27 protein-coding genes are annotated in these 23,142 nt (G+C 34.0%); 7 read left to right on the forward strand and 20 right to left on the reverse strand.

Annotated features, from left to right (window positions below):
• From AC1Q8N_RS05940 to AC1Q8N_RS05970, 7 genes are all read right to left on the reverse strand, one after another.
• Positions 1 to 297, reverse strand: coding sequence for a WXG100 family type VII secretion target (locus AC1Q8N_RS05940; RefSeq protein ID WP_000918598.1), 297 nt, complete (start codon positions 295 to 297; stop codon positions 1 to 3).
• A gap of 322 nt (positions 298 to 619) precedes the next feature.
• The gene (locus AC1Q8N_RS05945; RefSeq protein WP_098631106.1) at positions 620 to 1,501 is read right to left on the reverse strand and encodes a phosphotransferase family protein; all 882 of its coding nucleotides are present in this window, start codon (positions 1,499 to 1,501) and stop codon (positions 620 to 622) included.
• Between the two features lie 31 nt (positions 1,502 to 1,532).
• A complete protein-coding gene (locus AC1Q8N_RS05950) occupies positions 1,533 to 1,961 on the reverse strand; it encodes a GNAT family N-acetyltransferase (RefSeq protein ID WP_493521123.1) in 429 nt (142 codons plus the stop codon).
• Complete coding sequence (locus AC1Q8N_RS05955) at positions 1,958 to 2,329, reverse strand: cupin domain-containing protein (protein WP_000688085.1); 372 nt, start codon at positions 2,327 to 2,329, stop codon at positions 1,958 to 1,960. Before AC1Q8N_RS05955 ends, AC1Q8N_RS05950 begins: the two co-directional genes overlap by 4 nt.
• A gap of 12 nt (positions 2,330 to 2,341) precedes the next feature.
• The gene (locus AC1Q8N_RS05960; RefSeq protein WP_000222830.1) at positions 2,342 to 2,827 is read right to left on the reverse strand and encodes a GNAT family N-acetyltransferase; all 486 of its coding nucleotides are present in this window, start codon (positions 2,825 to 2,827) and stop codon (positions 2,342 to 2,344) included.
• On the reverse strand, positions 2,824 to 3,384 hold the full coding sequence (locus AC1Q8N_RS05965; RefSeq protein WP_098048528.1) for a 2'-5' RNA ligase family protein: 561 nt from the start codon (positions 3,382 to 3,384) through the stop codon (positions 2,824 to 2,826). Before AC1Q8N_RS05965 ends, AC1Q8N_RS05960 begins: the two co-directional genes overlap by 4 nt.
• A gap of 6 nt (positions 3,385 to 3,390) precedes the next feature.
• Positions 3,391 to 3,957, reverse strand: a complete 567-nt coding sequence (locus AC1Q8N_RS05970) for a GNAT family N-acetyltransferase (RefSeq protein WP_098707389.1) — start codon at positions 3,955 to 3,957, stop codon at positions 3,391 to 3,393.
• Positions 3,958 to 4,093: 136 nt separating this feature from the next.
• Here AC1Q8N_RS05970 and AC1Q8N_RS05975 point away from each other — a divergent pair, with 136 nt between their 5' ends.
• Complete coding sequence (locus AC1Q8N_RS05975; protein WP_098079511.1) at positions 4,094 to 4,720, forward strand: DUF1648 domain-containing protein; 627 nt, start codon at positions 4,094 to 4,096, stop codon at positions 4,718 to 4,720.
• 26 nt (positions 4,721 to 4,746) lie between these two features.
• On the opposite strand, the gene AC1Q8N_RS05980 is transcribed toward AC1Q8N_RS05975, so the two are convergent.
• Both AC1Q8N_RS05980 and AC1Q8N_RS05985 read right to left on the reverse strand, forming a co-directional pair.
• Positions 4,747 to 5,859: a metallophosphoesterase gene (locus AC1Q8N_RS05980; protein ID WP_493521124.1), complete on the reverse strand. Its 1,113-nt coding sequence runs from the start codon at positions 5,857 to 5,859 to the stop codon at positions 4,747 to 4,749.
• A 147-nt stretch (positions 5,860 to 6,006) separates the two neighbouring features.
• A complete protein-coding gene (locus AC1Q8N_RS05985) occupies positions 6,007 to 6,429 on the reverse strand; it encodes a GNAT family N-acetyltransferase (RefSeq protein WP_048543069.1) in 423 nt (140 codons plus the stop codon).
• Between the two features lie 130 nt (positions 6,430 to 6,559).
• Between AC1Q8N_RS05985 and pdxR the strand changes: the two genes are divergently transcribed.
• A complete protein-coding gene (gene pdxR, locus AC1Q8N_RS05990; protein WP_493521125.1) occupies positions 6,560 to 7,960 on the forward strand; it encodes a MocR-like pyridoxine biosynthesis transcription factor PdxR in 1,401 nt (466 codons plus the stop codon).
• 46 nt (positions 7,961 to 8,006) lie between these two features.
• Here the strand turns inward: pdxR and AC1Q8N_RS05995 are convergent, their stop codons facing one another.
• Together AC1Q8N_RS05995 and AC1Q8N_RS06000 are read right to left on the reverse strand one after the other, a co-directional pair.
• Positions 8,007 to 8,852: a YitT family protein gene (locus AC1Q8N_RS05995; RefSeq protein WP_000755133.1), complete on the reverse strand. Its 846-nt coding sequence runs from the start codon at positions 8,850 to 8,852 to the stop codon at positions 8,007 to 8,009.
• Positions 8,853 to 9,021: 169 nt separating this feature from the next.
• The gene (locus AC1Q8N_RS06000) at positions 9,022 to 10,230 is read right to left on the reverse strand and encodes a macrolide family glycosyltransferase (RefSeq protein ID WP_000024481.1); all 1,209 of its coding nucleotides are present in this window, start codon (positions 10,228 to 10,230) and stop codon (positions 9,022 to 9,024) included.
• 386 nt (positions 10,231 to 10,616) lie between these two features.
• On the opposite strand from AC1Q8N_RS06000, the gene AC1Q8N_RS06005 reads away from it, so the two are divergent.
• From AC1Q8N_RS06005 to AC1Q8N_RS06015, 3 genes are read left to right on the forward strand one after another with little or no spacing between them, the layout of a single operon-like run.
• Positions 10,617 to 11,495, forward strand: coding sequence for a nitrate reductase (locus tag AC1Q8N_RS06005; RefSeq protein ID WP_098077118.1), 879 nt, complete (start codon positions 10,617 to 10,619; stop codon positions 11,493 to 11,495).
• Between the two features lie 23 nt (positions 11,496 to 11,518).
• Entirely contained in the window at positions 11,519 to 12,406 is an 888-nt protein-coding gene (locus AC1Q8N_RS06010) for a GNAT family N-acetyltransferase (protein ID WP_493521126.1), read from the forward strand.
• A complete protein-coding gene (locus AC1Q8N_RS06015; protein WP_493521127.1) occupies positions 12,399 to 13,112 on the forward strand; it encodes a class I SAM-dependent methyltransferase in 714 nt (237 codons plus the stop codon). Before AC1Q8N_RS06010 ends, AC1Q8N_RS06015 begins: the two co-directional genes overlap by 8 nt.
• Positions 13,113 to 13,132: 20 nt before the next feature.
• Here the strand turns inward: AC1Q8N_RS06015 and alr are convergent, their stop codons facing one another.
• On the reverse strand, positions 13,133 to 14,308 hold the full coding sequence (gene alr, locus AC1Q8N_RS06020) for an alanine racemase (RefSeq protein WP_033662679.1): 1,176 nt from the start codon (positions 14,306 to 14,308) through the stop codon (positions 13,133 to 13,135).
• Between the two features lie 171 nt (positions 14,309 to 14,479).
• Here alr and AC1Q8N_RS06025 point away from each other — a divergent pair, with 171 nt between their 5' ends.
• Positions 14,480 to 14,941: a DinB family protein gene (locus tag AC1Q8N_RS06025; protein ID WP_048543083.1), complete on the forward strand. Its 462-nt coding sequence runs from the start codon at positions 14,480 to 14,482 to the stop codon at positions 14,939 to 14,941.
• Positions 14,942 to 14,948: 7 nt separating this feature from the next.
• Here the strand turns inward: AC1Q8N_RS06025 and AC1Q8N_RS06030 are convergent, their stop codons facing one another.
• The 4 genes from AC1Q8N_RS06030 to AC1Q8N_RS06045 form a co-directional block, all read right to left on the reverse strand.
• Complete coding sequence (locus tag AC1Q8N_RS06030; RefSeq protein WP_098069221.1) at positions 14,949 to 15,725, reverse strand: Cof-type HAD-IIB family hydrolase; 777 nt, start codon at positions 15,723 to 15,725, stop codon at positions 14,949 to 14,951.
• Positions 15,726 to 15,731: 6 nt separating this feature from the next.
• Positions 15,732 to 16,322, reverse strand: coding sequence for a histidine phosphatase family protein (locus AC1Q8N_RS06035; protein WP_098048535.1), 591 nt, complete (start codon positions 16,320 to 16,322; stop codon positions 15,732 to 15,734).
• 264 nt (positions 16,323 to 16,586) lie between these two features.
• The gene (locus AC1Q8N_RS06040; RefSeq protein ID WP_046959225.1) at positions 16,587 to 17,558 is read right to left on the reverse strand and encodes an SPFH domain-containing protein; all 972 of its coding nucleotides are present in this window, start codon (positions 17,556 to 17,558) and stop codon (positions 16,587 to 16,589) included.
• 2 nt (positions 17,559 to 17,560) lie between these two features.
• Positions 17,561 to 17,989, reverse strand: a complete 429-nt coding sequence (locus AC1Q8N_RS06045; RefSeq protein ID WP_048543089.1) for an NfeD family protein — start codon at positions 17,987 to 17,989, stop codon at positions 17,561 to 17,563.
• Between the two features lie 275 nt (positions 17,990 to 18,264).
• Between AC1Q8N_RS06045 and AC1Q8N_RS06050 the strand changes: the two genes are divergently transcribed.
• Positions 18,265 to 19,482, forward strand: coding sequence for an MFS transporter (locus AC1Q8N_RS06050; protein ID WP_048543091.1), 1,218 nt, complete (start codon positions 18,265 to 18,267; stop codon positions 19,480 to 19,482).
• 45 nt (positions 19,483 to 19,527) lie between these two features.
• Here the strand turns inward: AC1Q8N_RS06050 and AC1Q8N_RS06055 are convergent, their stop codons facing one another.
• From AC1Q8N_RS06055 to AC1Q8N_RS06070, 4 genes are all read right to left on the reverse strand, one after another.
• The gene (locus AC1Q8N_RS06055; RefSeq protein ID WP_048543580.1) at positions 19,528 to 21,003 is read right to left on the reverse strand and encodes an amidase family protein; all 1,476 of its coding nucleotides are present in this window, start codon (positions 21,001 to 21,003) and stop codon (positions 19,528 to 19,530) included.
• Positions 21,004 to 21,201: 198 nt separating this feature from the next.
• Entirely contained in the window at positions 21,202 to 21,648 is a 447-nt protein-coding gene (locus AC1Q8N_RS06060; protein WP_048543093.1) for an NUDIX hydrolase, read from the reverse strand.
• Between the two features lie 23 nt (positions 21,649 to 21,671).
• A complete protein-coding gene (locus tag AC1Q8N_RS06065) occupies positions 21,672 to 22,412 on the reverse strand; it encodes a M15 family metallopeptidase (RefSeq protein WP_048543096.1) in 741 nt (246 codons plus the stop codon).
• Positions 22,413 to 22,423: 11 nt separating this feature from the next.
• On the reverse strand, positions 22,424 to 22,921 hold the full coding sequence (locus AC1Q8N_RS06070) for a GNAT family N-acetyltransferase (protein WP_048543098.1): 498 nt from the start codon (positions 22,919 to 22,921) through the stop codon (positions 22,424 to 22,426).
• Positions 22,922 to 23,142 lie beyond the last annotated feature (221 nt).

The following is a 23,142-nucleotide window of genomic DNA, read 5'->3' on the forward strand; positions in this document are numbered from 1 at the left end:
TTATTGTAGACCGAAATTACGAGAAAGATCTTCGTCATGTCTTGCAACAGCTTCTGCAGTTTTATTAAGCTGCATATTAATTTCTTGTAATAACTCTGCGAAGTTTTGTACTTTTGGCTTTAATTGATTGAACTGTTGATCAAAACCTTCGAAAGCACGACCTTCCCATTCTCCTCTTAATTCATTTTGTAAGTTTTGTAGTTGACGTAAAATGTCCTCAATTTGATTTGCACCTTGTCCATATCGAGTCGCTTTCGATTTAAGCTCCTCTGGTGACATGCGAATTTGTCCTGCCATGAATAAATCCCCCTTAAAATTTAAAAATAGTAAAATTAACCAAAAATCAATTCTACAAATTGATTATATCAATAATTTAAAAATTTCTAAACAAAAAAATGATATTTTTCCAAATTTTATCTTTTACTATAATAACATTATATTATATAATACTAATTTATTTGTTTTTAAGCATACTCTATAAATCAACTATAAATTTAAAGAAAATCTTTTATTTTATGTATCTTTAAGAACTTATCCATTTTTAATTTCAGCAATAAAGTGTTCACTAAATCAATATTTTTCCTTCTCCACTGACTGTTCATTCTCACCAATCAAATTTTTAAACATATTGGGCTATTCCAGCTCTAAAAGCTTTCTTGTCATTATTAATCACCCCAAATAACGCTTCCTGAAGTGCAAATGTACTTTTATAAAAATACATTCTTTCCTTTACTTCTTCCAAATTAGGATAACGAGATGAAAAGAATTTTAAAAACTCCTCTCCATAGCCAGCTAATATCCCAGCAAAATCATAAGCAGGATCTCCAATACTTGCACCACCAAAATCTATGACTCCAGAAATATCCTGTTTTGTTGCACTATATAAAATATTTGTCATACCAAAATCCCCATGAATAAGACTGGGTGTAAAATTAAAATGACTCTCTTCATTTAAATACATTTCAAAAGATAATGAAACTTCTTTTTTTGCCTCTTCTCTCATGTATGGATAAACATAATCTTTTAATTGACTATATAAACTATTTATTTCTGAATACATATTAGTACTATCATATTGCATAATACCTTCAAATGTAGATAACGGAATTTCGTGCAACTCTTTTAAAAATCCCGCCAATGTGCACGCAAGTTTCTGTAATTGTTTCTCTTCATTTATTCCCGTAAAGATATTTTTCCAAAATGGGTCTCCTTCAATCATTTCATATCCTGCAAATACTTTCCCTGGTACTTCATCTTGAAACCCTTGATAACTCGGGTTGGGAATTTGAAGCGTAATGAAGGGTCTTATTTTCTCTAGCAACTGCGTTTCTATTCGCAGTTGCTGAATACCTTTTTCATATTTCGGGAAACGGAATACTATATTTTTATTTACAATTAATACATCATTATTTTGGCCTATTTCATTTATATAAGCGGATCTTATTTTTAATTCAGGATATACTCTTTGTAAATACGAAATATACTCATTTTCTTTTCTCATTCTTTCCCTCCTCCCACTCACAATATTTTTCTCACTTCAAAGTCATAATTACCTGTCTTTCAACAAAACCAAACTCTTCGTACATCTCTTTCGCAAAATTCCCAGCAAATACATTCAAACGAATTTCTGAATAATTCTTTTGTAATTCCTTAATACCAGCCCACATTAACTTTCTTGACAACCCTTTCCCGCGGTACTCTGGAAAAACATACAATTCGTATATAAACCCTAGTTTTTCAAGAGAAAAATAGTCCGTATTTTCCCCTATTAATATCCACCCCATTACATTGTTTTCTTCTTTAACGACTAAATAATATGCTCCCCTTTCTACAATCGGCATTGTAATTTCAATTGCTTTCTCTGTACTTAACTGACAATTTCCCCTCGTGCCTTCAAAAAGTGATTGAGCTGCATACTGTAAGATTTCATTCGTTTCTTCTCGATTCGCCTTTTCTATCATTTTTCACAACTCTCCTCTTTAATAGGCATTACTATCGCTCGTTCAAGTTCCTCCGACTCAATTACAATTGCCATCAATCCCTTTTCCGTACTCGTTTCATGAGATTCGTCCTTCTCCCAAAACACAGCTTGTCCCGCTTCCACCTTCACTTTTTCTTTATCTGCTCCGCATACATATCCTTCTCCGTCCACAATAAGAAGCAGCTGTGATACAACTGCTTCATGATATCCAATTATTCCATTCTCTCGTAAATGCATAGCACCGATATGTACATTTCCTTTATAGTTTAATATTTTTGACATTATGAAATTAGATTGAAATGCTGAGATTTTCTTTCCCACTTTTTCACTAAAATCAAAAATTTTCATTACTAATCCTCCCTATACGTATAAAACCATCCTTACTGTCTGCATCATATGTCCTTCAAAATCTTCTTCAAATTCCTCTAATTGTGCAAAACCTTTCGCTTCATAAAAACGTTTTCCTTTTTCATTCGCTGCTTCTACATGAATGTATAGTTTCCGAATTCCTTTTAATTCCGTTAGCCCTTTTTGTAATAAAGCACTTCCTACCCCTTTCCCTTGCTGATCTGGTAACAAATAAATCGCTCCTAATTCTGCTTCGTTTTGCAATCTAACAGGTGAAAAATTCGCAAAGCCAATTACTTCTCCCTCTTCTTCCGCAACGAATAAATGTGTATTTTCAAGACGATATTTCATTTTTTCATCAGAATAGGCCTCGTCTAAAAATCTGTCTTGAATCTCTCTCGGAATAATGCTTTCGTATGTATCATGCCAAGCAACTTTCGCTACTGATTGTACCGCATGGATATCTTCTTGCTTCATTTCTCTAATTACATATGTCATCTCGTTGTCTCCATTCTCTTAAAATTATATTCTGCTAATATACTAGAAGAAATGGCAAAACCTTTTTCATAATTCACCTTAATTAATTTTAATTTCTCAATTGAAGCTGTTGCATAATCAAATTTTTCATAAATATATTCCATTGCAATTAAAAACTGATTTGCATGTAACTTATTTGCAATCGTACAATGCGGAACCCATTTTCCTGCCACATAATATGAATTTAAATTATCATGAAAAGTTTTAAAATTATCATGATAAGAATGATGAAGTTTTAACAATTCATCTGTAATGGTCGGTGCTAAAAAGATCGTTCCATTAGTAGGAAAAACTCCAACAGAAGGAAAATTTATTGCAGCCATATTTTCTTGAACAGCTACAAACTCCTCTAGTTTCTTAGTATATAAGTTAACATCTACCTCATTGTAATCAGCTAATGTAATATGAGGTTCTACTCCTGCTAATTGATTTGTGCCAATGATATTTGTTATTTCATTTTGCAATTCTATAATTTTATTAGTAAACACACGATCAAATGTAGCAATAATAGCGTACATACTTCCTCACCCCTTCGTTACATATAGCGCTTCCCATTCTTCACGAATCATACCCATTCTAATAGAATCATAGTATGTTCCGTTATAATAACGGCATTTGCGCATTCTACCTTCTAAACTCATTCCTATTTTCTCAGCTACTTTCATCATTCGTTCATTACCAGACCAAGTCGTGATTCCTACCCTACCAATTTCCATTTTTTCAAATAGTAAATCTCGATATAACGTTAACGCTTCTGTACCGTAGCCACCATTCCAGTAATTTGGATTATAAATAACAAGCCCCATCTCCAACCAACGCGTCAGTTTATGCTCCCAATAAAACCCGATTGTCCCTATAATTTGGCCGTTATTTTCTATAATTAATTTAGATAGAGGTTCTTCTTTTAAACGAGTTTGCATCTTTTCTTTATAAGACGGGTATTCTTGCATTGAAAACGGAAAATACGGTGCATCCCATTTTTTCCATTCTGGATTTTCTTCTTTAAATACGAGACTCCATAATGTTTTTATATCTGATTCTTCAATTGTACGAATTGTAACTTTATCCCCTTTTACTCTTACGTTTTGCATAATTTCCTCCTACACTCCTCTTTATTTCATATATAATTATAATATTTTTTCAGAAAAATCAAAACAAATATCCTTTATTATATTGTATAATTTTGTTATAAGATACCAATTATTCATGTGGAAAGCTGGTGATTCAATGAATAATCGATTTAGTATTACTTTATTTCTCACTATTATTACAACAAATATTATTCTCTATTTCTTCTTACCATTACGTATTGTTACGAAATGGGACTTCAATGGAACGCCTACATCAACAATGGATAAAAGTACTTTTGTTATCGTAAATATAATTATATGTACCTTCTTATTCTTTTTATTTTTAGCTTTATCTAAAGCAGCGAGTAACCAGAAATTTCTCCTTTGGATTGGCAACACAATTTTACTATTTTTATTTTTTGTCGATATTGTCATTGCTCTCATCGCTCTTGGCTTCACTCTTCCTCTTGATCATTTAATATTTTTAGCATTAGGGCTTTTATTTATATTAATAGGCTATTTCAGTTCCAAAATTGATACGAGTAAATCAACGGTTTCATTGGAATGGAATGATAAACACCTTGAAAAAAGAGCTTCAAATATTAGTAGTATTTCAATGATAATAGCAGGTATTTTCCTAGCCGGGCTTCCATTTATCGTTCCTGTTCCGTATAGAGGTTATGCTATAATCGCAATTATTTTAGGAATGACGCTTGCCATTTTACCGAGTACGATTTACTTACTTATGAAAGACAGCAAGCAATCTACTCATTTAAAAAGGTAATAAAAAAATAGGAGGCTCCATACCTCCTATTTCGTCTTTTCTATCTCAACTAAAATACCTTTCTCTATCCAGCCTTCTACTCCATCTCTTTTAATTAAATCATATCCTGAGCAGCTATTATCAATGAGAGACACAATGTTCCCTTTTCTTACACTTATTTGTGCACAAGAAATATCGGTTTTCACTGTGTATTCACCTGAATCAAGTTGCCTAATATATTCATTTTTCACAGAGAGTAATTTATTCGTTTCTCTTTGCTTACATACCGTATAATCTTTCATCTTCTCTATAGGATCTATGTAATAATACGGATATGTCACCCCGCCCTGCATTGATGTGTTCGCATTAAAATCCGCTATCACTTCAAACTCTGGAAAATAGTCTACATATGTATAAGAAAACGTATCACCTGCTCTTGTCCTTTGAATGATAAATGCGTTTAATTGTCCTGCTTCTTTAATCGCATTTCCACCGTCAATTGCAATAATCTTTTTCTCCTCATCAATAACTGGATTGTTAGACGGTGCCTTGTCTGAATAGTTTACAACAGGCCAATGACCGACAACTACATACTTATTTGCTCTATGTGATTTATTGAAAAACTCAGGCATTGCTATCGCATTTTTGCGCACTGTTTCTTTCCAATCTTCTTTATCATCAAGGCCAGCATGTACAAAAATATAATCTTCTGTTTCAATCGCTGTTGGTAATTCTGTTAGCCACTTTATTTCTTTTGAAAAATGCCCCATCAATATGTTTTTCACTTCACAAATATCACTTTCTTCATTAACGGTAACACTCAATTCCGCTAGCCACTCATTAAAAATTGTATTCTTTCGCGTACATAAATAATTTATTAGCGCGGGATTTTCATTCACAAGTGCTTCAACTACAACTTCACAATTCCCTTCAATTACATAAACGTTTGGCTTGCTAACTACTAGATCCATCACATAGTTTACGACGCCAATGCTATTTCTTCCTTTCTCACAAAGATCACCATTAATAATTAAATAATCCTCATCTTTAAAATTAACTTTATGTAGTAGTTCATTAAAAAGATTTAATTCTCCATGAATATCAGAAATAATGATGACTCTTCCATCATTTGGTATAGATAATTTCTTTATTTTTTCCAAGTATAAACGCTCCTAACATTCTCCAAATTCAATATTCCCTTGTTATTTTCTAATATTCGACAAATTATATTACTGGACCTGTTGCTAGCTCAAATCCAGAAAAGAAAATAGGTTCCATATATTTTTAAACATGGAACCTACTTAATATTATAGCTCTTTATAAAAAGAATAGCTTACCTTATCATAGCCCTCTCTTTCATAAAAACGATGTGCATCCATTCTTGGAAACGCAGATGTAAGAACGATAGAGCTGCACCCTTTTTCTTCCCCCCATTTTTCTACATATGACAGCAGAACTTTACCATATCCTTTTGATCTGTGTGCTTCCGCAGTTACAAGATCATATACGAAAACATGTTTCTCATTATAAAAATTCGTACAAATCGCTACACCAGCTAGACTAACTGCTTCATCCTCTTCATTACGTAGCGAAAATAGTTTATAATTCTCTTCTTTCATTTTTTGAAACAAAGAACTTGCTTCTTCCCTTGAAAGTTTCGTTCGTAACTGCTGTAATACGGGAAATACATCATGTAAATCCGCTTCTGTTACTACTTCTCTAATATTCATTTTGATTCTCCCCTTACTATTTATAAAATTTTCTAAATGTTATATCATCATTATAGAAAGCCACTGCCCTTAGCTTAAGTGACAGTTTTATTCTTTTTTATAATGCCAGCATGAAAAGGAGCGTCTACGAATGGATCTGACTATCCCATTAGTATTACAAAGTAAAACACCCCTTTACTTACAAATTTATGAATATATGAAACGAGAAATCTCTCATGGGTCACTATGTGCCGGTACACGCCTTCCTTCTCACAGAAATTTAGCTATGCAACTTAATGTGAGCCGTATTACAGTGGAATCCGCTTATCAACAATTACTAGCTGAAGGGTATGTAGAAAGCAAACCGAAACGTGGGATTTTTGTTGCAGAAGTTGATATGGATGTCATTCAAAAGAAACAGCAAATTGCGTCAAACAGTGCTAACAATAAAGAAAACGAACAATATGATTATGATTGTAGTCAAGGACTTATTGATCAAAAAGCTTTTCCGATAACAAACTGGAAAAGAGCAATACACGAAACTTTATTTCAGTATGAAAATGAATTATTTGCTAAAGAAGATCCACAAGGTGAGCTCGTTTTACGAGAACATATTTCAAAGTATTTATATCATGCTCGCGGGGTACATTCTTCACCTGATCAAATTATTATTGGAGCAGGTACGCAGCCTCTTCTTTGGCTACTACTTCAACTACTTGGTTCAAAAAAGGAATTCGGAATCGAAAACCCTGGATTTCACCGTATTCCTGCTATGATTCAAAGTTCTGGTCTTACCGTTCACCCCATCCCTTTAGATGATAAAGGAATTCATATTTCCGCTTTACGTGAATCGGGTTGCAATGTAGCGTATGTCACTCCATCTCACCAATTTCCACTTGGAATCATTATGCCATTATCTAGAAGACTCGAGTTATTAAAATGGGCGAATGATTGTAAGGGCTATATTATTGAAGATGATTACGACGGGGAATTCCGTTATATAGGAAAACCTATTCCTTCTTTACAAGGACTAGATGCAAATGAACGCGTTATTTATATGGGAACTTTCTCGAAATCTTTTTTACCTTCTTTACGAATGGGATATATTGTTTTACCACCTCATCTGTTAAGAGCCTATGAAGAGCTTGATGGTATGTTTAAACAAACAGTTTCTACGCTGCAACAACTTACCTTTGCCACCTTTATTCAAAATGGTGATTGGGAACGTCATATTAACCGAAGTCGGACGTTATATAAAAGAAAACATATTTCTTTAATTAAATCTATTACAAACGAGATGGGAAATAACGTTCATATACTCGGTGAACAATCCGGACTTCATATTGTACTTCACGTTCATAACGGGATGAATGAACAAGAACTTATTCATGCAGCCGCAAAAGAACGTATTAAGTTATACCCTCTCTCCACATACGATTCTGTTCATAATGTAATGGATGAGTCGTATGTATTGCTCGGTTTTGGCAGTATTCCAGAGGATCGTATCGAAACCGTTGTCCAATTACTGAAAAAGGCCTGGTTCGCTAAATAAAAATAGCTCCACGCAAGTTATACTTACGTGGAGCTATTTTCATTCACTATTTTTCTGATCTCGCAGTCCTTCCCGGACGCTTAACACCAGTTGTTTCTGTTGAATAGGAAGCTTCAATGATAGCAGTTGGATCTACAGAGAGAACGAGATCTTTCATTTTCGGATAAATGAAACGGTTTGTAATACAATAAATGATTCTCTTATGTTCTCCTAAAAAACCACCTTCTCCATGTAGATACGTAACGGATAATTGCAATTCTTTCATAAGTAGATCGCCTATTTCTTTATTTTTACCAGAAATAATCATAACGCTCTTTCCTTGATTAATACCATCTAATATGAAATCAATCATCTTCGTAACAATATAGAAAATTGCTAATGAGAACATCGCTTGTTCAATTGAAAATAAAATGGCAACAAAAATGAAAATAACCGCATTTACAGCAAGTAAAAATGTACTAATCGGCACTTTAAAATGTTTATTCATCCAAACAGCTAACATTTCTGATCCATCAATTGCTCCGCCCATTTTTACTACAATCCCTACTCCCACACCGAATAGAACTCCTCCATAAAGAACAATTAACAATTCAGAAGTTGTAATTGCTGGAAACGGTTTTAAATAAATCAATCCGAGTGTTGTAACAACATTTGCATAGGATGTACGGATAAAGAACTTCTTTCCCATTACTTTTGCAGTAAATAATAAAATCGGGATATTAATTCCTAAGAACACTCCATAAAGCGGCAATCCTGCAACTTTATTCGCCATAATAGCAATGGCTGTTACCCCGCCATCTACTAATCCATTAGGTGCTAAAATAAGTTCTAATGAACCCGCTACAATAATTGAGCCAATTGTTAATAATACGTATTCAAATACTTTCTTCATTCATTACCCCCAAAACTTATATATTTTCTTAGTATTATTTTAACGTAATTTTACTACTAATTCAAAGATATGAGTTTATATACACAAAAGTTTCACCTTTACAGTGATTTTTTATGTAATTTATTTATAGAAACACACTTACATATTACAGTAAGTGTGCTCCAAACATTTATTTAAGTTTTAAGTATGAATTCATCTTCATTTTAAATATTTCATCAACTGCCCTATTATACCCACCAGCATTTCGAAGTGACTCTCCAACTTTACGACTATTTTCCTTAAACGTCACATCATCTATAACTTTTTCTACAGTCTCACGTAACAATTCAGAAGTTAATTCTTTACGATTAAGCCTTATTCCAGCCCCTACTTCGGTCACTCGTTTCGCAACTAAAGGCTGATCTCCTGTTACCGGAATTACAACTAACGGGACACCATAATATAACGCTTCACTCGAACTATTCATACCACCATGTGTCACGAATACATCAGCATACTGTAATACTTCTAATTGCGGCACATAATTATACAACTTAAAATTATTCGGAATGTTTTCAAATTGATTTATATTTATTTTCTTACCAACAACTAATACGACTGTCGCTTCTACATCTTTAAACGCTTCAAAACATTTTTCATATAGTTCAGGTTGTTCATTAAAAACTGTTCCCATAGAAATGAAGATCAATTTTTCATCTTTTAAATCTTCCATAGAAAAGCTGTCTACTTCTTTTCGAGTAGCAATTGATGGGCCGACAAACTTATACGATTCATCGAATACATCTGAACGCGGCTGGTATTCTTTTGAAGTATATACAATAGTAATATCACCAGGATGATTCATAATATCATACATACTATTACATTTCATTCCATACTGCCTATTCCATTTTTCCATTCCCGCTAAACAAGATTGATATAATGGATTCGTTTCATCTACTTGTCTGGATTCTTGTTCATCATTAAAAGTAATGTACTGATTAAAAGCAAATGTTGTACAAGAAGAAACGCTAGGTAATTTTAAAACATTGGCTATAATACGTCCTACGGGAAAATGATTATCGTATATTAAGTAATCGTACTTTTCCCCTTTTGTTTCTTCTACAATTTGAGTCACAATACGCTCTGATGCCTCAATCATATGAGATAGCATCGTCAAAGGACTCCCACCTTCATTTACTCGTTCCATAATATTAATTTGAGAGAGGAAATTCTCAAACACTCGGAATTCTGCACCTGTTGCTTCAATCTTCTTTCTATAATCTTCAATACAATACGAAACAACTGTCTCCCCTCGCCGAATTAACTCACTTACAATAGCTAAAGTCGGATTTATATGACCTTCTCCAGGAAAATTTATTACGAGTACATTTGCCATCATATTCTCTCCTATCTAACAATATTAATAGTTAATTATATTGATTAATTTAAAACTATTATAAAGGAATCTATTCTACTTCTTCATATTTTTCACTTCATTTTATTATTGAGAAATATTTTTCATAACCTACATTATAACTCTTATAAAAGTATGCTTAACCTTTCATTTATTGAAAAATACGGGATTTACATTCAGGCATTTTTACAGATTTATCATCAGAAACATTATTTTGATAATTCATACAAAACTAGAAAAATATAATTTCCACACTGATTTCTCACTATAAATTTATTTAAGTTCTATGTTGTCCTTATCTTTATCCATTTGAAACATATTCTGTTATATAATGAATTTATAGAATTTACAGAAAAAGGAGCAACTTCATGCTACAACAACTATTCACTTCACCTATTTTATCTATTCAAGCTTTACACCCAGGTTATGAAGACCATGCAAGCGATGTGTTTCTCGTCCGAACAGAAGATGCAGAAGTCATCGTTCGTTCTTCTAAAATGAATGAAGAGCCAAATAATGATTTTTGGTGGGGATGTAAAAACCTATTTGGAATTAATCCAAGGAACGTACATCATTTAAAAGCTGTACATACATTGCTGCAAGAATATACTAATCTTCCTATCCCAGCAATATTAGAAAAACATATTTTAAATGGCCGTGAATTCGTTGTAGCCGAAAAGTTAGTAGGTAACACAGTTCAATCTTTTATCGGGCAACCAGATTCTATTTTATTCAGTCTAGGAAAAGGGCTTGCAGAAATACATACATTTAAAGCCGATTACATAGGAAATGTGTCAGGTTCCTTCCAAATTACACTAGATGAATTCCAATCACACATTTTAAATGTGAGTAAAGAGCTTGTGAATATGTTTTATTCCGATAATGCAAGCATACAAAATGCATTTCCTACTTTTGAATCACAACTTTCTTCCTTACCAGCACCAAAGGAATCAACGCTCGTTTTAATTGATATGGACCCTACTCAGTTTTTATCAGATGGTACAACTATTACGGGATTAGTAGATACAGAAGCCTATGCCGTTGCTCCCCGGGAGTTTGATTTTATCGGCTTAGAATATGTGTTTACAGAAAAAGAAGCACATGCTTTTAAACAAGGTTACGAAACCATTATGCCCCTTCCTCATCTTGCAGAATGTAGACCTCCCTATCGATATTTGTACCGGTTATTATCTGTTCAGGGCAGCGTGGAGTTAAAAAAGTGGCTTAGTCATCCATCCTATTTTTAAATACGAATGAGAGGGGTTATGAAATGAATATTGAACACAAGAAATCTTTAACAGCGAACGGAATTCAGCGAATGAAAGATTTGGCTCATATTTGTGGGCAACACGATCAAATTGATTACTCATCAGATTTACATATAAACTTTTTAACTGCTCGTACTAATGAAGAGATAAATGATTTCCTATTTTATGATAATACTCAATTAATCGGTGCATTAAGTATGTATGATTTTGAAAGACCGACAAAACTGGAGTTAATAGGGTTTGTTCATCCGAACTATAGGAAACAACATATAGGCACTACTCTTTTACAAACCGCAATGAAAGAAATACGAATACGAAAGGCAGATGAAGCTCTTCTTATTATGAATGGGGATTCTGCTTCTGGGAAAGAATTTGCAAGACATATGAAGTTACCTTATTTATATAGTGAATATAGTATGGAGTTCAATGCAAAAGAAGTTCAAAAAACAACAAAGAATTCTATACAGCTTACTCTTGCATCTTCAGGGTCACTTCTTGATCTTATTGAAATTTCCAGTAAAGCTTTTGGAGATTCAGCAGAAAATACCGCTACATGGTTACAAAAAATGATGAATTCCCCTTCCTATCAAGTTTACTGTGCTCTAATCGGCGAAAAAGTGATAGGAACGATTACAGTTTCTGAGCAAGAACAATCTACTACACTATCAGGATTCGCCGTTCATCCTTCTTATCAAGGTAAAGGATACGGAAAAGATATTCTTAGTTATATGGTACATACCCTTATTACAAAAGGAATTTCAACAATTGAATTAGACGTCGAAACGAAAAATAACCACGCTTTAAAACTATATACACAATGTGGTTTTGAAATGAAAAAGAAGCATGACTATTATAATGTAATGAATCTTGAGGTGAATACATATGTGTAAAAAACTAATTTATTCTGATTATGATATTTTCGCATCCATTTATAATAAACATTGGGGGCATTATGCTGAACACTCCTATCTACTTTTGGAAAAACTCGTTCTAAAATATGCACCACCACATTCTCATATTTTAGATCTTTGCTGCGGGACTGGTCACCTTACTAAGAAATTAATTGATAATACTTTTTTAGTAACTGGTATAGATGGTTCTGCCCAAATGATTGAATACGCACGTCAAAACGCGCCAGACGCAACCTTTATCGTCGATGATGCTCGTTATTTCAATATAAATGAGCAATTTCACTATGTTATCTCTACTGGCGATAGCTTAAACCATATTTTAAAATTAGATGAATTAAAAAATGTTTTTCATAATGTTTACTCCGTATTACATAGCGAAGGTACATTCGTATTTGATATGAATATGGAGAAAGGTTTTCTTGAAAATTGGATTGCTTCATTTCATATTTCAGCGGAAGAATATGTATGTACAATTGATTCTACATATGATAGCGAAAATAAAAAAGCAGAAATGAACTTTATACTATTTCAACATGACATAGATAATAATTGGAAAAGAAGTGACTTTTCTTTTGAGGAAGCTTGTTATTCCAATGAAGAAATAATTTCTTCATTGGAATCTGTAGGTTTTAAGAACATTCAATTACACGGTACAAATAGAACATTTTTCATTTGTCAAAAATAAAAAAACTGAATCATAACGATTCAGTTTTTTCTTAGTATATTTACGACAGCAGCCGTTTCATTATTTTCTTTATAAACTCGCGGAATTCTTCTGTCTAACATACATGTAACTTCATAGTTAATTGTACCTAACATATCCGCTACTTCTTCTACCGCAATTTCTTCTTCACCTTGTTTACCGTAGAATACTACTTCATCCCCAACTTGTACTGGCATTGCTTTTGAAACGTCTAACATAAGTTGATCCATACAAACACGGCCAATAACAGGTACTCGAACTCCATTTATTAATGCATGCCCTTTATTAGATAACTGACGATTATATCCATCAGCATAGCCAATCGGTACAGTTGCAATCCATTCTTCACCAGTCGTTACATACGTATTCCCATAACTTACACCGCGATTCTTCTTCGCATGTTTAATATGAGCTACTTTTGATTTTAACGACAACGCAGGCTGTAAAGAAACGACTGCATGATCTACCTCTTTTGAAGGATACATTCCATATATTCCAATACCTACACGAACCATATTTTGAAATGTATTGCTAAGCTCCATTGAACCTGCACTATTTGAACTATGAATATATGGAATATGAATTCCTAATTCTTTTGCTGCATTGACAGCTTTCTCAAATAAACTTGTTTGCATATTCGTATATGATTTATCAATTTCATCTGCCGTAGAGTAATGTGTAAACATTCCTACTACCTCTACATACTCCATACGGTTTAATTCTTCTAAAAATGGTTTAACCTCTTCTTCTTGTAAACCGATACGACTCATTCCTGTATCAATTTTCACTTGAATTTGCGCTTTCTTTTGAAGACGGTTTGCGATTTCATTTATACCTTGTAAATCTTCACTTCTATAAACAGTCATCATAACGTCATATTGAATTGCCTCTTCCGCAGCTGCTACTGATGTATAACCTAAAATTAAAATCGGCACGTTAATTCCTGCTTCTCTTAACTCTATCGCTTCATCTACAAATGCAACTGCAAGCTGATCTATTCCTACTTCAATAGCAGCTTTCGCAACTTCAACCGCCCCGTGACCATACCCATTTGCTTTTACAGCAGCCATCATTGCAATATTTTCATCATTCACACGCTTTTTAAATTCTTTTACATTATGTTTTACTGCATTTAAGTCAACTTCAATAATTGTATCTCTTCCATATTTCAAACTCATTGGTCTAACTCCTAACTCAATAATTGCATTCCATTCTATTTCACGTTTCATATGACCTTTTACAATATAATACTTTTCAATATGCTAGTCAAACTACTAGAATTTTCGGAATTTTGAGCATGATATAATACTCTTAAGAAACTATTATATACGGAGAAGAGGAGAATTACAATGTTTGTACAATCTGCATTGCATCAACTACAAGTTGCTGTTGATACTTCTATTCAAATGCTTAACCAATATAATGAAGATAGTTTAAAAATACAACCAATTCACTCGAAGCGATCTCTATTTGAAATGTGTGCACATCTTTCTCTTATTTGCCATGCGGATTTACTCATTTTAAATGGTAGTACTGAAAAACAACTACACACTTTCTATAAAGAACAAACACCCGAAACAATTACGCAAATGCAAAAAACGATGCTACAGGGCTACGATGTACTTTCTAAAACTTTTTTATCCTATTCCAATGAAGAATTAGCGGAAATTAAGACTGCTTATTGGGGTATTTCTTATTCCCGTTTTGAATGGTTGCTTGAAATTGTTGCACACTTTTATCATCATCGTGGGCAAATTCATATTTTATTGTGCGAGCACATTAAAGATCCTAACATACCTTTATTCCAATAAAGGTATGTTAGACGACATGAAACTTCTCTAAAGCAAATAAAATACCACCTTCACTCGCCTTCTTTGTAACGAAATCAGCTTTTGTTTTTAGTACTTCTCCGCCATTCCCCATCGCAATACCTAATCCTACATACTGCAACATCTCAATATCGTTTCCACCGTCACCAAAAGCAATTGCTTCTGATTTACAAATGTTAAAGTGATCCAATACTTTTTGAATTGCGGTGAGCTTCGATACTTTATTATCTTCCAATACATTTATGACATAACCATGAAAACGGTCGAATGTAAGCATTGGGTATTTTTCAATAAATTTTTGAGATTCTATTTCATCCGCATACAAACATAAACAATAGATCTCTTCAGACAAATCCTTGCTTTTTTCAGGGTATTCCCCTAAATTTAACGTCTCGCTAAGCGCTTGCATTACACGCTCATTATCTGAGGCTATTCCGTTCATTGTAAAACCCTCAGTAAAATAAGAAACGCCGTGACCATGTAATTCTGCAAACTCTGAGATATCATGAACGATTTCACTTGAAAGTACCGATTTATGTAGAACTGTTTCCCCACATTTAATATGTGCACCATTTGCAGAAATAATTGTATGTATGCCCAGCTCTTTAAATTGCGAACATAAACTATATGGTCTCCCTGTTGTAACAACTACGTGAATTCCTTTATCTATTAATCTTTGTATCGCTTCTTTTGTACTTTCGTGCATACCTCTATCAATCTCACTTAAAAGCGTACCGTCAACATCAAAAAACACTACTTTGTACACGGTTCTTTACATCCCGTCCAAATGATTCGTATCATTTATGAAATGCACCGTTTTTTGTTCGCCATCAATTTCAATTAAGCTTATTCCCGTATCTCCCATTTTAAAATAATAGTCCATTGAAATGGGCATTTTGAAAAACGCACGTAATAGACTATTTATTACACCACCGTGTGCAACGATTGCTATCCGTTCATAAGTATTCTCTGTCACGATTTTAGAAAAGATTCCTTCTATTCTCATTCTAAATTCAATAAATGATTCCCCATTTTCAAAACGGTCATGAAGAAACTTTGGCTCTGGATATTTCTTTGCTTCTTCAAAAGATAAGCCTGCTTGCACTCCATTATTAAACTCCATTAATTCCTCTTCTAGTTGAATTGGGCATCCAATTCCTTCAGCTAACGTTTCACCAGTTTCACGAGCACGCTTTAATGTACTTGCCCAAATGAAATCTGGTGGAAAATCTGCTTTCACTTTCTGTACAAGCCTTTGCACTTGCCGTCTTCCTTTTTCTGTTAATTCAAAGTCAGCTCGTCCTTCATGTACGTTTAAGATATCAGCTTCTGATTCTCCGTGGCGTATTAATAATATTTGCACTTGTTTCCCACTCCTTTGTTTAATATCCACAAAATTCCATTATATCATATTTTAAATTTTATTTAACAAAAATATATTACTTTGACAGTTTTTTAACCGTCTAGTAAACGTGTTATTCCACTTAACAATTCCAAACACTCTAAACTTATAATTCTTTGAAAAGTGACAAACAAAAAAGCCCTATCCATAATGGCAAAGGACTAATATTTTTTATCCTACTCAAAAATAAAAAGAGAAATGGAATCCCATTTCTCTTTTTCACTCTTATTGTTCTTTTGGTGTATCTGAAGAAGGCAATTTCTTCGCTTGTTTTTCTTTAAAGATTTCTCCAATTGCCCCAAGAGTACCAAGTGTTTCAATTGCATTAGACGGAATAAAGACTTTATTTGCTGGCCCTTTTGCAACCTCAATCAATGATTCAAATGATTTATAAGCAAGTACGCGTTCATCTAAATCTGCTGCACGAAGTAATTCAATTCGATTTTGTTCTGCTTTTGCAATTTCCTCAATCGCTCTTGCTTCCCCTTGCGCTTCTAGTTCTTTTGCTTCCTTTATACCTTCAGCTTCTCGAATACGTGCTTCTTTATCACCTTCAGCCATTAAGATTTTACTTTGCTTTTCACCTTCAGCACGAAGAACTTTATCTTGTTTTGCAGCTTCAGCTTCTAAAATGATCGCACGTTTATTACGTTCTGCTTTCATTTGTTTTTCCATCGATGCTTGCACATCTTTTGGCGGATTAATATCAACAACTTCAACACGCTCAATGCGAACGCCCCATTTTTCTGTTGCTTCATCAAGTGCTAAGCGAATTTCTGTTGAAATTTTTTCACGACCAGATAACGTTTCATCCAGTTCCATTTTACCGATAATTTGGCGCATCGTTGCAGAAGTAATGTTACGAACACCATATTCATAGTTCGAAATACCATATGTCGCAAGTTCTGGTTCCACAATTTGATAGAAAATGATTGTATCAATTTCTACTTGTACATTATCTTTCGTAATTACTTTCTGCGGTGGTACATTTGTTTGTTGAATACGTAAGTCATGATATACACGAACGCGGTCTACAATTGGTATTAATAAATTTAACCCTGGCTCCATAATACGCTGAAACTTACCAAATCTTTCAACGACTCCAACTTTTTGCTGTGGAATAATTTTAATTGTTAATGCGATAAATGTAACAACAATTAGTGCTAAAATAATCGTTAATGTTAATGCTACTGCCATATTTATTCACTCTCCTTTTTAACTTGTAATATAGTACTATGCCTCTTTATAACAATAACTTTTTCTCCAACATCAATTGGATCATCTGCAATAGCTGTCCAAGTATCTCCATCCACCTTCACAATACCATTCGCTTCATTTGTAATCGCTTGCATAACAATGCCTTTTTTACCGACAAGCAAATCTACTGTATCAGTAAAACCTTTTGCTTCTCGAAAGTTTTTTGAAATTCTTTTCGTAAAGAAAGTCAATGTTAAACTTACAATCGCACCAGCAACAACTTGTAACAGTAGTGCTTCAGGGGCAAACAAAGCAATTAGACCTCCGACAACAGCTCCAATTCCAAGCCAAAGCATATAAAACGTAATCGACAACAGTTCCGCAATAAATAAAATACCAGCTATTATAAACCAAATTACCCAAGCAGCCATATGCAACCCTCGCTTTCTTTCTCATCTTCTATATGTATATGAAGAAAAGAATGGTTTATCCGCCCTTTCTTATACCGGGGCATTTACTACAAGCTATTGTACATATTCACTGTTATAAAAAGCATTAATAAAATACTATATTAATATATTCTTCATTATACATGACATTTCCTTTCAAAAAATGACAAAAAATTAAATTCTTTCACAAATCCAACTTTCAAATTATAATTATTCTAACTATTGGAATGTTTTTCCTCAGGAAGGTTGTGTACTTATTGCAAAATCGTTCACTAATTTACTATTTAGGCTCTAAAATATGCATTACTCTTGCTGACATCGTATACATCATGATTATTACAACTCATATGTATACCACAACGAAATCAGCTACATTAACCGCGCTTTTTCCATTAGTACAAGTCATAACTAATCTTATAGCAAATACATCTGCACCACTTATCATGAATCGTTTTTCATCTTATTCCTTACTTTTCACACTACAATGGACAAAAACTGTTCTATTATTTTTATTAATGATATTATTCCCAGCCCTTTCCTCAAACGTTGTAACACTATTCATTTTCATTTTTTTCATTTCTTTATGTAGCGGCTGGAGCGCACCGTTATTATACGGTATCCTTCCTCGCCTTACACGAAAAGAACAATTAGTAAAAGTAAATAGTATTTTTTCCTTTTCCACACAAATTGCGCAAGCCGCTGCTTATTCATTTACAAGTGTTATAGTTCTTCTTATCGGTGCTACTTCTACACTCATGATGAATAACATTTTGATGATTTTTGGGTGTGTTGCACTACACGTTTCATTACGTTCCATACATACTGAACGAGTAATTGAACCTTCTTCTTCAAAAGGCGCTGCTTTACTAGAAGGTTGGAAACTCTTATTTCAGAACCCTTCTCTCCGTACCGTTACATGTATGGACTTAATTGAGACTTTCGCAGGGACGATATGGATCGGTGCTATTACGATGGCTTATGTAACAACTGTCCTTCATAAAGGAGAAGAATGGTGGGGATATATTAACACAAGTTATTATGTGGGGACGTTAATTGGCGGGATATTAGCTTGGAAAATGAGTACATACATTCAAAACAATTTAATACGCTCCATGGCGATAGGCTCTCTTATGTTTAGTATTCTTACATTTTTATATGGTATGACAAGTAGCGGGTTTATTGCGCTTTTTCTATGTGTTCTAATGGGGCCATGTTATCAAATTAGAGATATTTCTCAAACGACGGTTTTACAATCCAGCGTCGCTCCTTCTTTATTATCCAAAATGTATACAGCACACGGCGCACTTCTTTCAACAGCTTCTGGTCTTTCTATGCTTAGTGTTGGCATTATTACCGATTTGTTTGGTGTTCGTACTATTTATATTCTCGCTTCAATCCTTATATTGTGCTCTGCTTGTTTATCATTTAACTTATTAAAATATGATAAGACAAAGCAAAAAAACATTTCACTTTAATGAACAAAATAAATAGGACAGGATTTCCTGCCCTATTTATTTTATTTATGATAAGTTAGGGATTTTCCGATGCTTTGTCGCTTGTTCAAAAGCGTATGCGAGTTTAATCAAAGTCCCCTCAGAAAAAGCACTGCTTGCAAACGTGATTCCAAATGGTCTCCCGTTATCCATATATCCCGCAGGTATCGCTATAGACGGATAACCTGCTTTCGCACATATAGTCGAGCCGATATAGGAAGGGAATAGAATCGCATCGAGATTATATTTTTTCAGTGCAAAATCAATACCTTGTTCTTGCGAAAAATATATATCTTCTAATCTTGCATTTAAATATTCTGGATTTCTTAACGTATTAGGAAAATCTTTTCTTCTTTCTAACTTAGTTTGTCCATATTTTAAAGCTCTTTCAGCTATGTTTTCATTAAACGCCATTAACTCTGAAATAGAATGTACTGGCATAGTAGAAGGTAATTTAGAAAGATAGTTATCTAAGCTATGCTTCAATTCATAAAGCGGAACTCCCCAGCTCCATTCTCTATGAAAAGAAGGGATATCAATATTTTCTACTACTGTTGCTCCCTCACTACGCAATACTTCAATCGTTTCCTTAAACAATTTCTCATCATATTCACCAGTTTCATAATAATCTTTTGGTGCATTGCTAAATACACCAATCTTCGCTCCATGTAAGCCATTAACATCAAGATATTTTGTATAATCATGTTCTGCTATACCTTCACTTTTATGAGTAGCTACATCCTTCTCGTCTACCCCAGTTAAACTCCCTAGCAAAATAGTAGCGTCTGTAACCGTTCTAGCAAATGGACCAGCTGTATCTTGCGAATACGTGAACGGAATAATGCCTCTACGACTAATTAGACCAACAGTCGGTTTAATACCGACTACAGAATTTTGAACAGCTGGGCTTAAAATAGAAGCATCCGTTTCCGTTCCAACAGATACTACTGTAAAGTTAGCAGCAACTGCAATCGCAGACCCCGTACTAGAGCCACCAACAAACATATCAGCCTCGCCCGTCCCATATGGATTGATTGTTTGTCCACCTCTTGCACTATATCCAGCCCACATGTCAAAAGACATTGCATTTGCTAATTCTGTCATATTTGTTTTTCCTATTATTACTGCTCCTGCTTCTCGAAGTTTCGTAACGAGAAATGCATCTTCACTACTTATATTTTGTTCCAGGGCAATCGTACCTGCACTTGTATGCATAGAGTCATTCGTTTCAATATTGTCCTTAAGTAAAACAGGTATACCATGTAATGGTCCCCGTCCACCTTTTGTCTTTCTTTCATAATCTAACGCTTCTGCAATAAAAATAGCGTCTGGATTGATTTCTAAAATAGAATTGATTTTTGGTCCTTCTTGATCATATTTCGCGATTCTATGAAGATAATACATAACTAATTCTTTTGAAGTTAATTGCCCAGCTTCCATCGCTACTTGTATATCATGAATTGTTAATTCTTTTTGTAATCGAGCATTGAACTGAATCTCCATCTTCATCTTCATCTTCATTCTCCTTCTTTAAAAGCTTTCATTGATAACGTGTATCTATTACTTTTTCATTTTCTCCGCTCCTCGCATATATAACTACAATCCCTTTCAAAGAATTCAACTTACCAATGTAAAAACCTTTTATTTCCTGAAAAATAAAAAAAGTCTGAAACGATTAAATTTCCGCTTCAGACTCTTTTATTACTTTACATATACCTCATCTAACAAATGTAAAAACTCACCTTGTTTCCCAGCTAATGCAGGGCATTTTGCAATATCCATCCATTCGTAGCAAAATACTAATCCTTGATCTTCCTCACCGGCACTTACAATATGTTCCCAATCATCTTTTACATCCGTTAGTAAAGTTACGTGGAAAAAATGCCGCTTTTGATATTCCTTTTTCTCTTTCACAAGTATGATGTAATCGGCTAGGAATCTTTCTATGCATAAATGACGTAATCCAGACTCTTCCTGTACTTCACGTAAAATTGCTGCTTCTAACGTTTCCCCTTCGTCAACTGTTCCCCCTGGTACTTGTATACCAGCTTCAGGTATATCACGATGTTTAAAAACAAGCAGTTGCATAACTCCTTCTTTTTCTCTTGTCACATATGCGTGTACTTTTTTCTTATATAACACCGTCATAATCCTTCTCTCCCCTCAATTGTTCACTGCGTTACTTCTTCAAGCGTCAGTTGATTTTCATATAAATATGTAGCTTGTGGGTTACCCACATACCTTACGTGCCATGGTTCATATCGATAGCCCGTAAGCGATTCTTTCTCTTTTGTATATCGAATGACAAACCCAAATTTATGAGCATTTTCAGAAAGCCACTGCCCTTCTTTCGTTTCACCAAAAACTGTCTCTAACTGAAACTTAGCAGCTTGAGATGTAATATCCATAGCAAGCCCTGTTTGATGTTCACTCGTACCAGGAACCGCACTTGACATCGCTGTTTTTACTTCTCCATCTTGCTTTTTATACATCGTATTTAATGCTTTTTGTCGATCAAAAGATCTAAATCCCGATACTGCAAATAAGAAAATATGCTCCTTATCAGCTTGCTGAAACATTTCCTCTAGCGCCCCAGCTGCTTCTTTCCTCATTTTTTTCTTTTCTTGATCACCTTCACTTGAGTAGCGCACTTTCGGAATAACTAAATCTGGCGGTCTGTATCCATCTGGTAAACGTCTACTTTTATTCACAAGCACAAGCATCGAATTCGGATTACTAATTACCGCAATATCACCATCCATATTGGCAATCGTTTCTTTCGCTTTCGGAAATATGTTATTCACATTTACCTCGCGCGCCTGCTTATCCTTATACATTTTATAATTGATTCCTGCTACTCCAACAATGAGTATCATCGCTACGATACCAAGTAGTATCCATCTTTTTTTCATATAACGACCTCTTATTTTAATAATTTGGCCATTTCATACTCATCGATGTTCTCTCCACCGATAATAAGAGCTGCTCTTTTGACACCTTCTTTCTCAAATCCAACTTTTTTATATAGTGCCTGAGCTCTTGTATTGTGGGCCATTACCGTTAATTCTAAACGCCATACATCATGTAATCTTGCCCACTTCTCAGCCTCTTTAAACAATCTCGTCCCAATACCTCGCCCACTATACTCTTGCAAAATACCAATTACAATACTTGCTACATGTCTCTTTCTTTGAATATTATTTCCATTCACTAAAATAAACCCTACTATACTTTCTTCTTCAACTGCTACGAATATTGTTGCATATTCATTTTCTATAAAGCGATGAATCATTTGTTCTTGTTGCTCGGCTGTAAATTTTCTTTCTCCTGGTTCATATAGCATAAATTTCGTTTCTTCATCTAGTTGCTTACTTAATTGTAAAAATGGTGCTGCATCTTCTATTTTGATCTCCCTAATCACTTTTATCACCCTACCAGTTTTATAATAAAAAGTTTTCCTTGTAAAAAGATTTTCTCTAATTTTCCGAAAATCCCTTTGTAAATCTCCCAGTATAATTTGACAAATTTCGATATTATCATAACAACGGCAAATTATGTCTATTCTGTGACACCTCATCATTACAAAGAAAAAACGCAAGCTTTACACTCACGTTTTTTCAGACTCTCCCACTAATTTATGTT

The sequence above is a fragment of the Bacillus sp. GW823-FHT06B01 genome, assembly GCF_058952315.1.